The 14,936-nt window shown below is 34.7% G+C and carries 11 protein-coding genes; 9 read left to right on the plus strand and 2 right to left on the minus strand.

Features of this window, described 5'->3' with window-relative positions; translation table 11 throughout:
- The first annotated feature begins 211 nt into the window (after nucleotides 1-211).
- Entirely contained in the window at nucleotides 212-802 is a 591-nt protein-coding gene (locus HXY53_10065) for a GNAT family N-acetyltransferase (protein NWF76887.1), read from the plus strand.
- Between the two features lie 6 nt (nucleotides 803-808).
- Here the strand turns inward: HXY53_10065 and HXY53_10070 are convergent, their stop codons facing one another.
- The gene (locus tag HXY53_10070) at nucleotides 809-1,447 is read right to left on the minus strand and encodes a radical SAM protein (protein NWF76888.1); all 639 of its coding nucleotides are present in this window, start codon (nucleotides 1,445-1,447) and stop codon (nucleotides 809-811) included.
- 186 nt (nucleotides 1,448-1,633) lie between these two features.
- On the opposite strand from HXY53_10070, the gene HXY53_10075 reads away from it, so the two are divergent.
- The 3 genes from HXY53_10075 (at nucleotide 1,634) to HXY53_10085 (ending at nucleotide 7,966) form a co-directional block, all read left to right on the plus strand.
- On the plus strand, nucleotides 1,634-5,803 hold the full coding sequence (locus HXY53_10075) for a hypothetical protein (GenBank protein ID NWF76889.1): 4,170 nt from the start codon (nucleotides 1,634-1,636) through the stop codon (nucleotides 5,801-5,803).
- A gap of 65 nt (nucleotides 5,804-5,868) precedes the next feature.
- A complete protein-coding gene (locus HXY53_10080; protein ID NWF76890.1) occupies nucleotides 5,869-7,128 on the plus strand; it encodes a glyceraldehyde-3-phosphate dehydrogenase in 1,260 nt (419 codons plus the stop codon).
- 112 nt (nucleotides 7,129-7,240) lie between these two features.
- On the plus strand, nucleotides 7,241-7,966 hold the full coding sequence (locus tag HXY53_10085; GenBank protein NWF76891.1) for a hypothetical protein: 726 nt from the start codon (nucleotides 7,241-7,243) through the stop codon (nucleotides 7,964-7,966).
- A 163-nt stretch (nucleotides 7,967-8,129) separates the two neighbouring features.
- Here the strand turns inward: HXY53_10085 and HXY53_10090 are convergent, their stop codons facing one another.
- Nucleotides 8,130-9,026: a metal-dependent hydrolase gene (locus HXY53_10090; GenBank protein NWF76892.1), complete on the minus strand. Its 897-nt coding sequence runs from the start codon at nucleotides 9,024-9,026 to the stop codon at nucleotides 8,130-8,132.
- Between the two features lie 126 nt (nucleotides 9,027-9,152).
- Between HXY53_10090 and HXY53_10095 the strand changes: the two genes are divergently transcribed.
- The 5 genes from HXY53_10095 to HXY53_10115 all read left to right on the plus strand — a co-directional run bounded on the left by HXY53_10095 (nucleotide 9,153) and on the right by HXY53_10115 (nucleotide 14,820).
- A complete protein-coding gene (locus HXY53_10095; protein NWF76893.1) occupies nucleotides 9,153-10,430 on the plus strand; it encodes a TolC family protein in 1,278 nt (425 codons plus the stop codon).
- A 15-nt stretch (nucleotides 10,431-10,445) separates the two neighbouring features.
- Entirely contained in the window at nucleotides 10,446-11,627 is a 1,182-nt protein-coding gene (locus HXY53_10100; GenBank protein NWF76894.1) for an efflux RND transporter periplasmic adaptor subunit, read from the plus strand.
- A 20-nt stretch (nucleotides 11,628-11,647) separates the two neighbouring features.
- On the plus strand, nucleotides 11,648-12,316 hold the full coding sequence (locus HXY53_10105) for an ABC transporter ATP-binding protein (GenBank protein ID NWF76895.1): 669 nt from the start codon (nucleotides 11,648-11,650) through the stop codon (nucleotides 12,314-12,316).
- Between the two features lie 69 nt (nucleotides 12,317-12,385).
- Nucleotides 12,386-13,600: an ABC transporter permease gene (locus tag HXY53_10110; protein ID NWF76896.1), complete on the plus strand. Its 1,215-nt coding sequence runs from the start codon at nucleotides 12,386-12,388 to the stop codon at nucleotides 13,598-13,600.
- Entirely contained in the window at nucleotides 13,597-14,820 is a 1,224-nt protein-coding gene (locus tag HXY53_10115; GenBank protein ID NWF76897.1) for an ABC transporter permease, read from the plus strand. Before HXY53_10110 ends, HXY53_10115 begins: the two co-directional genes overlap by 4 nt.
- Nucleotides 14,821-14,936: the final 116 nt, after the last annotated feature.

The following is a 14,936-nucleotide window of genomic DNA, read 5'->3' on the forward strand; positions in this document are numbered from 1 at the left end:
ATTAGTTTGATGGTGTTAAATTTAAGATACACATTTTCCTCCTGTTTTTTTAAAATTTACAATTAAACAGGAGAATATAATAAAGCAAATGCTAAATTTTAGCAAATGATATTTTACTGATTTGTTACATTTTAATTTATCTGCATTACCTCGGCTAAAATGAAAATATTTTTACCCTCTCTCTGATATAATTGAGCGAGTTTAAATAAAAATGGATATCATTTATCGAAGTGCTAAAAAAGATGACTGTTTACAGATAGCAGAATTAATCGATATTGCTTCTGGTGGGCTTCTAAATTTCCTCTTTTACAATTTGACCATGGAATTGAGTCCTGTTCAGATTGTTGCTCAATATCTAAAGGAATACAATAGTCATTATACTTATAAAAATATATTTGTAGCTGAGTTTAATAATGAGATAGCAGGGATGATCTTAACCTATCCATCTGAATATTACGGAATTACAGAAGAGATGAAATATGTTCTTCCAAGAGAACGTTTAGAGCACTTAAAGGATATGTATTATTCAAAACTTCCAGATAGTTTTTTTATTGATACACTTAGTGTGCATGAAAGATATCATAAGCGCGGAATTGGTAGTACGTTACTCTCCATCGCCTTTGAGAAAGCAATAGAAAGCGGTTTCAAAACACTAAGCCTGATTGTATTTGCAGACAACTCAAATGCATTGAGGTTTTATGAAAAACGAGGTTTTCAAATTATGAAAAAAATTAAAATTGATTACCATCCTTTAATACCACATCAAGGTGGTGCATATCTGATGAAATGCGAAATCAAATAAAATAATTTATACTCTCCTTTTTTCAACACCAAAAATATATTTGTGAATCTGCAAATTCAATCGTGCATCGAGTTTGTCTTTGAGCATCCATTCAACAAGTCTTTCAGGAGGAAGTATTCCATATGCTGGAGACATGAGTAAATGAGATTTTTTTTGAAGATTATTAGAAACAATAACCTCTTTTGCCCATTCGTAATCTAACCTATCTGTAAGAACAAATTTTACTTCATCATTATTCTTCAATAGTTCAAAGTTTGAAAAATCCATCTTTTCACTCATTGCACTTCCAGGCGTCTTAATATCAAGTATGATGATAGCCCTTTTATCAACTTCTTTTATAGATACCGAACCATTTGTTTCTATTAAAACAGTGTGATTATTATCAATGATATTTGATATCAGTTGATAAACACCTGCTTGAAGCAATGGTTCTCCACCTGTAATCTCAACAAGGTTAAACCCGTAACGTTCGACTTCTGTAAGGATTTGTTTTACACTCATTTCTTTTCCATCATTATATGCATATTTTGTATCACAATAAGTGCACCTGAGATTACAACCCGTTAATCTGATAAAAGTACAAGGAATACCTGCAAAGCTTGACTCTCCCTGTATGCTAGTAAATATCTCACATACTTTTAAGATTTTTTTCACAATGAACAATTATACATTTCCTGTAATAAATTAACCCTAAAAATATATTCAATAACCAGATTGTCACATCCCAAATGGTTTAAGGGCTTGCAATTAGAATTTTATAGGTATATCTGGGTCAAATATAATAGTTTTCCGTATAAAATATTATATTATATAATGAAAAAGGGATTTAAGATGACAACAAATATAGCTAAGGAATCACCATCTGAATATGAAATTCTACAGGATGTAGTAAAAGCCTATCCTGGCATAATGAGTGCTTCTGAAATATTATTTCGAGAATTAAAAAGTTCTCCGAGAAAATGGGATACAATTGTTAAAGAATTAAAAAATCATGCTCTAAAAAACTTTTATCTTCACGACCATCATGAAAAAGGAAGTGAAGCAATCAAAGCAGTAATATCTATTTTTCTGGAGGCCATAGATTCTTCAACAGATCCATCCGTGCAACAGGCCGCAATAGATGGGCTTATCTTTTATATTGAAAAAATTCTTATTGATGGCAGTAATAATCTGAATAAATATGGAGCAATTTTGAATTACTGTTTTCAAAGACTTTTTCAATTCGATAAAAACCATTTTTCCATGCTAATCACCAATCCACATCAATTGAAAAAATTGGGACAGATCATTTACGGCAAGATGCCGAATCAATTGGACATTGTTCAATTCAACAACCTGCTTTTCAGATTTTTTTCAGAGACTTATGAATTCTGGTTAAATGAGCCAGATCCTATAAAATGGTTTTGTGACGGAAATAATTATGACCTGAGTAAAAAAGAACTAAAAAATATAAAAGAATTATTATTTCCATTATCACATGAAAATTTAAAAAAAATCCTGTCACATCTTCAAACAATAAATGCTTCATCTGATCAAATGCATCGTTTAAAAGAACTTCTACAGTTGCCAGGGTATCTTCAACTTGTTAAATATCACGAGGATCTAATAAGCAAATTAAATATAACAGGTAATTTATCAAGAGACCTCAATCTAAAAATATCCTATCTTTTTAAAATCATGGAAACAAAAGGGCTTTCGAGTATACACGAAAATACCCTGAGGGAAATAAATCGGACTGCTTCAAGCATTATAAAAATCGAACAGCATGAACAAATACAGAAAATTCTTGTAGACCTCTTCATTATCCTGAAAAAGTGCATGACCAATTTTCCAGAAACGGTTTTATACCTGATTCAAAGTATTGGTAATGAAATATATGCAACTGGTAGCAGCAAACTTGTTGAATGGTATCATAACAAAATAATATCTCTCGGATTTCAATATCCTGAAATTCAGGGCACCACAGAAGAATGGCAGGTAAAATCAAACCGAACTCATTTGAAAAATATTCGCACATGGCTCGAGCTAATAGAGAACAGCCCTAAGTGGTCTAAATCACTCATATCTGCTCTGATAATCAATCTAAAACTTGCAGGTGTCCATATTGATGATACTGATATCTTTCAGAAGGATGTAACTAAGCTTCTTAATAGTGATATTAAACCTGTTTATTTTTTGGTGAAAAAGCTGGCAAAATTATTCCCTGTCTATTTCAGCGAAGTTGGCGCAGAAGGTCCTTTAAGAGAAGTTTCTACAGAGATTGATGAAATAACTGGAAGAGCTGATCTGCTTGTTCATTTCCTGCGAAAACAGAGTCATGTTGAAAGCAGTTATAGAGTTGTTGATTTTATAGAGAGCGTTATCAACTTTTGGTTAACAAAAAACAAAAGCTATCTGAAAGAATTTATACCTTCTGAGCTCTATGAGCGAATAAAAACAGATGGCCATTTTATCGATGAGTTACATATTATCTTTAATCACATTTTCAGAGAAAAAGGGTTCCATTCAATAACAGACCTTATCACATTATCTGATGAAGAAATAATTCACATAACAAATAGTATTCCTCATATATCTGCCAGGGAGAAAAAACGTTCTTTTCTCGCTATAAAGTTTTATCATCTGCTCAGAAAAAAATATAAACTCGATCCACAGCATATCAAAGATCATCTGAAGTCTGCTCAGAGTCTGGGGCTTCCCAGTCCAGAAACATTAATTACCAGCCTTGAGAATGGAAATGTTTTTGACAAGCTTGACGAAGTATTGAATTATATGCAGATGCTGAAAGACATCATACTGTCTCCAGAAAAATTTGAACCTGTTGAAAATTTATTCCGCAAAAGACATATAGCAGTCGGGATAGCCTCGATATACGGTAAGTATAATGAGAGGAAATTTGATGCACTTGCATTAACATTCCGCCTTGAAAATCTGGCTAATATACTTTTCGAAGAACTTATTTGTTCAATCAATCTAAAATTTATCACAAGGGCAACTTTATTTGATATTGAGAGGTTTGCAAAACTATTTTTCAAAGCAATGCAACTTGATGGAATTTCATCGAATAGATTCGAAAATACTCTTGAATTATTAAGTGTTGCTCTCGAAGTAAGAAGATTTTCTTTTTCGCAATATATTGACATTTTTAAGGGATTTTCAGAAGCAGTACAGGATATTCTTAATACCTATTACAACGATGTTTTTAAAAACAATCTTAAAAAGATCATTTTACAAATCGGCGAGAAAAATATACTACCGAAATATCTCGGAGTCGGCAAATCCAAGACTGAATTTGAATTCATTCATACAGTATCCGAACAATTCCTGAGGGAAATTGTTGCAAGCTCATTTGGCCTGCAACAGCTTGACACATTCATAAGTAATATTTTAAAAACTCTTTTTGAACAATCTGAAGAACTTGATATACAAAACCTCGATCTGCTTATGAGTTATGATCCTAAAAAGTCACTCTCTAACATATATTCACCTAACAATACAACATACGACAGAATTCATCTGGGCAATAAGGGATATAATCTTGTCAAAATGGCTTCTCTGGGAATTCCTGTGCCACCTGGTTTTATTATAACTACAGAAGTTTTCCGTTGTGAAAAATCAATAAATAAATTTTTTTATGCCAGAGAGCATCTTGAAGAAGGAATTACTGAAGAGATTAAAAAACTCGAAAAATTAACAGGAAAATTTTTTGGTAATCCAGAAAATCCACTTCTAGTTTCTGTGAGAAGTGGGGGAGCCATCTCTATGCCTGGCATGATGATTTCTTTTCTGAATGTTGGAATAAATGAATCAATTGTTGAGGGACTCATTAATCAAACTAAAAGACCATGGTTTGCATGGGACTGTTACAGAAGATTTCTACAATGCTGGGGAATGTCATACGGCATGGAGAGGGATAAATTTGATGACATTATGAATTCGTTCAAATTAAAGTATAAAGTTTCTAAGAAAATTCAATTTTCACCCACTCAGATGAAGGACATGGCCTTTGCTTACAGAGAAGCTATTCTGAGCAACGGTATAGAAATCACTGATGACCCAAAAATGCAGTTGAAGATTGCAATAGCGCAGGTCTTTCAATCATGGTTTTCAAAAAAGGCGCAGACATATCGCGAACTGTTGTGTATTTCTGAAAACTGGGGAACAGCGGTGATAGTTCAAGCTATGGTTTATGGGAATCTCGGGACCGAAGCTGGAACCGGTGTTCTCTTCACCCGTAACCCTTATGAATCATCTGACAAAGTTCTGTTATGGGGTGACTTTGCTACAGGTGCTCAGGGAGAAGACATTGTATTGGGACTTGTCAAAACTCTGCCTATTTCAAATGATCAAAAACCATTTGAAGACAGAATAACAGAACCATCATTCGAAGAAAGCTTTCCTGAAGTTTATGAAGAACTCCTTACGATAATTAAAGATTTGATTTATAAAGAAAGATGGGGAGCACAGGAGATAGAATTCACTTTCGAAGGTAAAAGTAGGGACAAGCTCTTTATACTTCAAACACGTGATATGACTATTTCAAGAAAAGAGAAAATCATGGCTTTTATGCCTTCTAAAAAACTACTTTCTCACTATATTTCACGAGGAATCGGCGTAGGTGGAGGTGCAATGAGCGGCAGAATCGTCTTCGATTTAGATGAAATACAACATTTTAAGAAAGAAGATCCGTCTGCAAATGTAATTTTAGTAAGATCAGATACTGTGCCTGATGACATCAAGCATATATCAGCAGCAGATGGCCTTCTTACTGCGCGTGGAGGTTCAACTTCTCATGCTGCAATAATTGCAAACCGTCTCGGTAAAACATGTGTTGTAGGATGCAACAATCTTATTGTTTGGGAACAAGAAAAGAAATGCAAAATAAACAACCGAATTTTAAAGACGGGAGATTTCTTAAGTATCGACGGAAGAAATGGTTCAGTATATACCGGTAAACATCTGATTGAAGAGATTAAGGCAGAAATCATATCAGATTTATAGACCATTAATTAAGTGGTATAATAATCAAAAATAAAAATAAGGGGTTAACGATGGAAAAGAAAAAAATGAAAATCATATCTGAGAAAAAGAAAATTCTTGGTATTAATGGTCTTGGAAGAATAGGTAAATTGACCCTCTGGAATCATATCGGAAGAAAATATTTTTCTGAAATAGTAGTAAATATTGGCAGAACAGCGGGGTCAAATCTTCATGATATAGCCCTCTATATAGAAAAAGACTCAACATATGGTTTATTACAAAATTATCTTTACGGTTACAAAGCAAAAAGGATAATCGAACAGGTTGACGAAGAAAATGGCACTATGCTGATAGATGGTATACCTGTAACTATATTAAGAGAAACACGGAATCCCAAAAATATTCCATGGAAAGACTATGGTGTTAAAGTGGTTGTTGAGGCAACTGGCAAGTTCACAAATCCAGTTGCTGATGCAGATGTAAAGGAAGGATCGGTAAGAGGACATCTCGAAGGTGGAGCAGAAAAGGTTCTGGTATCAGCTCCCTTTAAAATAAAGGAAAAAAATATTCCTATGCCAGGCGATATTATAACCGTTGTCATGGGAATCAATGAGCAGGAGTATGATCATTCAAAACATCACATAATCTCCGGAGCATCATGCACGACTACATGTCTTGCACATATGGTTAAGCCTTTGCTGGATTATTTTGGGTCAGAAAAGATAATAAGCGCTTCTATGGATACAATTCATGCTGCTACAGGAACTCAAGCTGTTCTGGACAGATTGCCCAAGGCAGGTGCAACAGATCTCAGAAAAACCAGAAGTGTAATGAATAATATCATCCTTACTACTACAGGTGCTGCTAAAACCCTAGGCCTTGTTATACCAGAAATGAATAAAATAGGTTTTATGGCAGAGTCTGTACGCATCCCCACTTCAACAGGCTCACTTATAATTCTTGTTATTACTCTCTATGATGATCCGGACAAAGCACCTGTTAGTAGAGATATTATCAATAATATATATCGCGAAGCTGAAAAACGTGAAAAAAGAGGATACATAAAATATACTGATGAGCAAAATGTATCTTCTGATATAATCGGACTATATGGTCCTGCTGCAATTATTGAAGGACATGAAACGCATACAAGAACTGCGAACATCTCTCTTAATATAAAGAAACTTTATAAAATTACAGGAGACGTTGAAGCCTGTATCCCTGACAAGATTGAGATTCCTGTAACTAATGCAGTCATATACGGTTGGTATGATAACGAACTTGGAAGCTATACAAACATGCTCGGAGACTTAACAGTAAAGATAGCATCAATGGTATATCAATAAATCAACTTTAAGGTATCACTTAAATCTTTCTATAACCACTATATGATTACACCATTGTGCCTGCATTTATATTCAATGAGCTACATTTTTAGGATAAAAATCACAGATTAAAATGATAAAAATGACTATTGCATTCCTTACTCTCTTCGGTATTGCAATGGGCTATCTCGAAGCTGCTGTAGTTGTTTACCTGAGACAGATTTATTACCCTGAAGGATTTCAATTCCCTCTTAAAATAATTGCTCTGCACGGATTCTCTATTGAGTTCTTCCGTGAAATTTCAACCATAATCATCCTCATATCAATTGCCTTCATTGCCGGTAAGTCGTTTTATATGAGATTTGCATATTTTCTATTCTGTTTCGGTTTATGGGACATTTTTTATTACTTCTGGTTGAAAGTGCTATTAAACTGGCCACCATCTTTACTGACATGGGATATTCTCTTCCTTATACCTGTAGTCTGGGCAGGACCTGTTATGGCGCCTCTTATCTGTGCCATAACAATGATTGTAATCTCAGTATTAATTTTTTCTTTTCAGATAAAAGGTCTGGAAGTAAGGATTAAACCATTAGAATGGTTTTTACTATTATGTGGCTCTTTAATTATCTTTACATCTTTTATCTGGAATTATGGAAAACTTATTATTGAAGGTGGTTTTATTACGAGACTGCACAGCCTTTCATCGGCCCCACGATTTCAAGAGATAATCTCAACATATATTCCTGAATTATTCAACTGGCCATTGTTTTTTTCAGGAGAACTGCTGATTATTTCTGCCATTATAATGTTTTATTTAAGACTAAGTAATCAAGAGCATACTTATCCAGAATATTAATTACTAACAAGCTTTCAAGCTTAAAAATAATAAAAGGAAAGTGTATCGAGTTAACCAGAAAAATGCAATTAGAATAATGCAGATGTTGTGAAAAAAGACAGGACATAGTATTTAAATGGAGTTAAAGAAATTTTTGAGCAATATTTGCATTATTTTGGTTAAGTTAAAACTTAAAAAATGATCCCAGTTCATTCCCATCCATATCATATATTACCTTAGCAACAAAATTTTCTCCTGCCCTGAACGAAAACGAAAGCTCACGCCATATCACCGTAATTTTTTCAGAATCTTTTTTAACTTCAGCATATGGAAAGCGCGCAAAATATAAAAAATTCTTCACAACTCGCGTATTTTTTGAGTTTTCTATGAAAGGATTGCTTTCATCTCTTATATATGTCTCCTGAATACATATCCTCTGTGTAAAAAGGTCAGCAAATCCAACCTGTATCTTGTCTCCTGACTTTACAATAAACCACCATCTCAAAAAATCATTCGGCAGGGGACAGAGCTTGTAAATTTTAGCATCCACTTTTTCCCTAAGAAATTTTTCTGTTTCACCATGTAGATAATATCGAGCACCTGTATAACAAAAGAGAAGAATAAATGTTATGAATGCAATAACTGTTGCTTTTCTTTTCATCAATTTGAGCAAAATTAAAGAAAATAGGAAACCTAATGTAACATATGGGTCAATAATAAAAATCAGATCGAGCGAATATTGTTCCCAGTCAAAAGGAGATAGAATTCTCGTTCCATATTGGTTAGTAAGATCAAGGAAAAGATGTATTGCATATGCAAAAAAAGATATAATTGTATAATAAAAGAAACCTTTCCTGTAGCCAAATAGCAGTCCGATTATTACTGGCACAACAATTAAAGCAAAAACCCCATGCGTTATACCCCTGTGATACCTTAGAAAAACATCTGCACCCCACAATCGTGTAATATAATCAAAATCAGGTGCAAGAGAAGAAATGATAATAACCAATAAGGTAAATTTCCTTTTAAAGCCGAGATTGAAAAAAACTGTACCAGCAAGACTATGAGTAATTGGATCCATGATGTTCTTATATCCTTATTATCTATATATTATCTTACACCTATTTCATATATCTTTTCTTTAAGTTTAAATTTAATTTAAGATATTTAAAAGGAAAGAATTTATTCGTGGGAGGAAAAATATCAGATGGATTTTTCAAAAATAATTTTTTGGCCTGTCTTCTTGGTCTCAATTATCTGTTTATTATTCGTTCCTTCAATCTCAAATTCGCTGACTCTTGAGGAAGCGTTATCACTGGCAAAGCAGAACCTTCCATCATATAAGGCATCTGAATTACAGATAAAATCTTCAGAAGCTATTTTTCATTCTTCATTTTCACCTTACCTGCCGAGTATTGATGCATCTACTACCCACCAACGTATTTTTACTTCACAGGAAGAATTAACCTCGAGAACATATGACCTCACATTAGCTTACACGCTTTTTGATGGAGGCTATAGAAAGGCAAAAAGGAATATTGCAAGACTAAATCTCGACATTAGTACAGAAGATTTCAAGAAGAATCTCCTCGATCTTGAATACAATGTAAAAGTCGCTTTTTACAATGCAATAGCAAAGAAAGAGATCGAGGAACAGAGAAAGATACAATTGAAGGATGCTGAAAAAGATTATGAGGTTGCTGAAGGAAGATATAAATTTGGCGTAGCAAAATTATCAGATACACTTCAAGCATCTGTGAGACTTGAGCAGGCAAGATTCAATTTGGTCCAGGCTGAAGGTGAATACAAGAAGGCACTTTCTGATTTAAATTCTCTTATAGGGAATCCACTTGATACTGAAGAAGTGCTCCAGGGGTCTCTTGATATTAAAGATGAATATCCAGATATAGACAAGCTTTTCTTTATAACTCTCCAAAGGCCTGAAATAAAACAGGCTGAAGATCTTTTAAAAATTTCTGAACAGAATAAATTAGTCTCACGAAGTTCTTTCTTCCCGAGTATTTATCTAAATGCATCGTATATAAAAACCGGAGGGGATTTATCAAGAACTTCTTTTTCAGAAGAAAAAACTGCTGGATTAACTGCCCGATGGAATATTTTTGATTTAGGCAAATTCTATACACTGAGATCTTCAGAGTTTGATAGAAGAATTACAGTAGAAAATTTAAATGACCTGAAAAGGCAATTATTGCTTAATATAAACAATACATATCAAGACTATATTACTGCCTCAAAAAATCTTCTCGTTGCAAAGGAACAATTAAAACAGGCAGAACATAATTATTCACAAGCGCTGGGAGAGTATAAAGTTGGTAAAGCTGACATACTATCCCTTATACTGGCTGAGAGTCTTCTTTCAAATTCACGGGAACAATTAGTAAACGCAAAATTGAGCCTTATATTATCTAAGACATTACTGGAAAGGACAGCAGGCATTCATAGTCTTGAATCTTTACAGGATTAATATAGAAAGGAATATATGATGAAGAAAATTTTATTGCCAATAGTTTCAGCTATCATTATAGCAGTAATTATTTTTATATATAAAAGTCTCAACAAAACTACAATAGAGGTTCTGGAGACAGCAGAAGTCAAAAAAGGCAGTATACGTGGAGTTCTCGTTGAGACAGGTATCATAAAACCTCAGGTTGGAGCGGTTGTAAAGGTTGGAGCACGTGCAACAGGTACTATCATAAAGATGAATGTAAAAATTGGAGATAGGGTAAGAAAAGGGCAACTTATTGCACTTATTGATGACAGAGAGATTCTGAAAGCAGTAGAACAGCAGGAAGCATCCCTCTTAGTTGCAGAGAACACCTTAATCCAGATAGAACAATCATATCCTGAGCGTATCAGAGAGGCAAAAGCCAATTATGAATATGCGAAAATAAACTATGAGAGAGAAAAGGAATTATTAGAACATGAATATACTACGAAAGATGCTGTTGACAAAGCAAAAAGTCAATTCGATGCGGCAGACGCAATTTTGAAAAGATTACAGAGTGAATATGAAACACAGCGCAAAATTGCTAAATCTAATATCGATGATATCGCTGCACAGTTGAAACAACAGGAAACAAGATTAAGTTATACACGCATTTATGCCCCTATAGACGGTGTTGTCGCAGATATAACTGCTCAGGAAGGCGAAACAATCGTTGCAGGTCTTCAGGTTGCAAATCTTGTAACAGTGCTTGATCCAACACTGCTTGAGATGTGGACATATGTAGATGAAACCGATATTGGAAGAGTAATAAACGGACAGAAGGTTGAGTATTCTGTAGATACATTTCCTGATAAACAATTTTATGGGACTATTGAAAAAATTTATCCACAACCTATTGTTAAGGATAACATCGTTTATTATCTTGCTATTGTAAAGGTATCAAAGGATGACGCAATATACCTCCGACCAGAAATGACAACTCATATAAAGATAATCTTCAATGAGAAGAATAACATCCTGATTGCTCCGAATGCAGCAATCAAATTTGAAGAAGGCAAGCAAGTTGCATATGTTGTAACAGGGCCTGATAAAACTCAAAAAGTTGAATTAAAAACTGGTTTGCGAGGAGAAGATTATACAGAAATTATTTCAGGCGTTAAAGAAGGTGATATTCTTGCCACCAAATTAATCATTCCAGTATCAACAAAATCTTAAAAATAAAGGAATCATTTGCAATGCCTCTTTGTTTAATGGAAGATGTCAGAAAGACTTATATGATCGGTAATGTCCCTGTAGAGATTCTTAAGGGATTAAATCTTAAGATAGAAAAGGGAGAGTTTGTAGCTATTATGGGAGCATCTGGATCAGGAAAAACAACACTCATGAATATCATTGGTTGTCTTGATGTTCCAACTTCAGGTCGATATGTTCTTGCGGATAAAGAGGTCTCTTCTCTTTCAGATGATGAATTATCGGTCATAAGAAATGAACATATTGGTTTCGTATTTCAGAATTTTTATTTACTACCATATGCTACAGTCCTGGAAAATGTTTTATTGCCAACATTATATATTGAAACAAAGAAAGATTCGATAGAAAAATATGCTGTTGATCTTCTCAAAATGGTAGGACTTGGAGAAAGGATTAAATTCAGACCTAATCAGCTTTCTGGAGGAGAGCAGCAACGTGTTGCAATAGCCCGAGCATTAGTTAATGAACCTGATCTGCTCCTTGCAGATGAACCAACCGGTCAGCTCGATAGCAAAACAGCAGGCGAAATCATGCAGTTGCTCACTGATATGCATGCTAAAGGAAAAACACTAATTGTTATAACACATGACCCAAACATCGCAGGATATGCAAAGAGAATAATAAATATAAAGGATGGGATTATTATCGAATAATGGACTCACCCTATGCTTTCGATTTGAGCAAGAAAGAATGATGTTATAGACGAAAGTATTTTAAATAATATGCAAAGGTTGATAAAAATTGTTTCACAATCAATAAAGGCTGTTAGAGCTTACAAATTGAGAACACTATTCTGTCTTATCAGTGTATCACTTGGCATAGCATCTATAACTATTATTGTTGCTGCCACCGAAGGTGCATATCAAAAAGCTTTTGAGATAGTAGATCGTTTTGGTCCCGATTCATTATTGGTTTTCGGCAGCGGGGAAGAAGCAAGAGCAACAGGGCAGAGACAAAAAACTATAACTCTTGATGACATAGAAGCAATAAAACAGGCATTCTATAGCGCTTATTTAGTCGTCCCGATGACATCCATGAGAGAAATAACAGTTTCATATAAAGAAAAAAAATATCAGACTATGATTGTAGGCTCAACAAGTGATTATAGTCGTGTCTGGACATGGCCGGTTATTCAGGGTTCTGATTTTACTGAAGAGGATGTGAAAGGTTTACGCAATGTCGGACTCGTAGGCCAATTTGTTGCTAAAGAACTCTTCGGTGAACAAGATCCGATAGGTAAATCCATTCTTATTGGAAGAATGCCAGTACAGATTGTGGGGGTTCTATCAGAACGAGGAACTACGCCTGCAGGAGACCGTCTTGATGACAGGATCATAATCCCGATAACTACTCTAATGAGAAAGTTACAGAATGAAACAAAATACGTCTCTGCAATCAGAATACGTTTCATTGACCAGCAAAACCTTCAAAAGTATATTCAGGAACTCAAGTTATTTCTCAGAAAAAGACACCATCTGCCACCAGAAGAACCGGATGATTTTACAATTATCTCACCAAAGGATATTGTCAAATTCCTCGTCGCTTTGACAGGTTCACTCGTTGTATTTCTTGGGATAACAGGTGTCATTTCATTAATTGTAGCTGGTTTTGTTCTTGCAAATCTATTCCTTCTATCAGTAAAAGAAAGAGCTGTTGAAATAGGGATAAGAAGAGCAATTGGAGCAAAAAAGAAGGATATAATGTATCAGTTTCTCGGTGAATCAGTGTTAATAACTACCATTGGAGGCCTATGTGGCTTTATACTCGCACTATTGTCTTCGAATCTTCTCATGTATATAGCTCAGTTTCCAATACATTTCTCATGGAAGGCTTTTGTAGTAGGATTAGTTCTTTCATGGATTGTTGGTATAGTTTTCGGATTACAGCCTGCCAATAGAGCTTCAAATCTGCTTCCTGTAGAGGCAATTAAAGGATGAACAGGATTTTTCTAAATCTCAAAATAGCAGTTCGTTCATTATTGAATTTTAAACTCAGGACTTCTCTGGCTGTTCTCGGTGTATTCCTTGGCACATTCTCTCTTATAGTGGTATCCAATCTTTCAGATTCACTGTCCAAGAAAACCGAACAGGAGGCAGAAAATTTTGGTGTGAATCTTCTGATAGTAAGGAGCGGCATTGTAAGAAAATTCGGCACGAGAACTCGATTGTTAAGTGAAGCCACCACACTTACAGTTGATGACGCTTCAGCAATCAAAAATGGTTCAAGACTAATCCATGATGTTTCTCCTTCAGGGAATGAAAATTTCCCTGTCAGATATGGGAATAATGTCCTTAAATCAGTGCTTGTGATTGGGGTAACACCCAACTACACTAATATAAGAAACTTCCACGTAAAAGAAGGCAACTTTATTACAAATGATGACAATAGAAATCTTAATAAAGTTGCTGTTCTGGGAAAGAAAGTAGCAGAAAGGTTATTTACAGATGAAGATCCGATAGGAAAATACATACTCATCTGGAGGGTTCCATGTCAGGTTATAGGTATCATGGAAGAGAAGGGAGTGGACATTTCAGGTGCTGATCAGGATAATCAGATATTTATTCCTCTCAATACATTCCTCCGAAGATTTGTAAATAAAGACTATGTCAATAATATTTCAGTACAGGTAATAGAGGAATCGCTGATTCCTGTAGCAAAAAAAGAGATAGAGTTTATTTTACGTAATCGCCATAAAATAAGAGATAACCAGAACGACGATTTTACAGTAATAGATTTAAAAGATGTTATGGAATTGAAAACACAGGCTATGACAATGATTAAAATTCTTGGAAGAGTTTCCGCTGTAATATCTTTTCTTATCGGAGGAATAGGTATTCTATCTATAATGATACTTATCGTAAATGAAAGGCGTGTTGAAATCGGCATCAGGAGAGCAGTTGGATCAAGGAAAAGGGACATTATTCTTCAATTTTTAATAGAGGCTTCTTTTATCTCTTTTAGCGGAGGGACCGTGGGTGTTATATTGAGCTCTTTCGCTAGTATTATGATTTTTGTTTTTGCAGACTTACCTTTTAGTATTTCGCCAGCAGGGCATGTAATCTCTTTTGTATCGACTATAGCTGTAGGCATTCTTGCAGGTATCTATCCATCACAGAAAGCAATCAAAATACAACCAGTGGATGTTATTAGATCTTAAGGTAACATTTAAGTGTTATAATTTTAACAGGGCAAGGGCTACCTTGCCCTGCGAGAGAGACCCCCTGAGGAATACATTAACTCCCTCAGCGTATATGAGGAGGCTGACCCACGCCT

This window comes from Nitrospirota bacterium (assembly GCA_013388455.1).
Classification (GTDB): domain Bacteria; phylum Nitrospirota; class Thermodesulfovibrionia; order Thermodesulfovibrionales; family SM23-35; genus JACAFF01.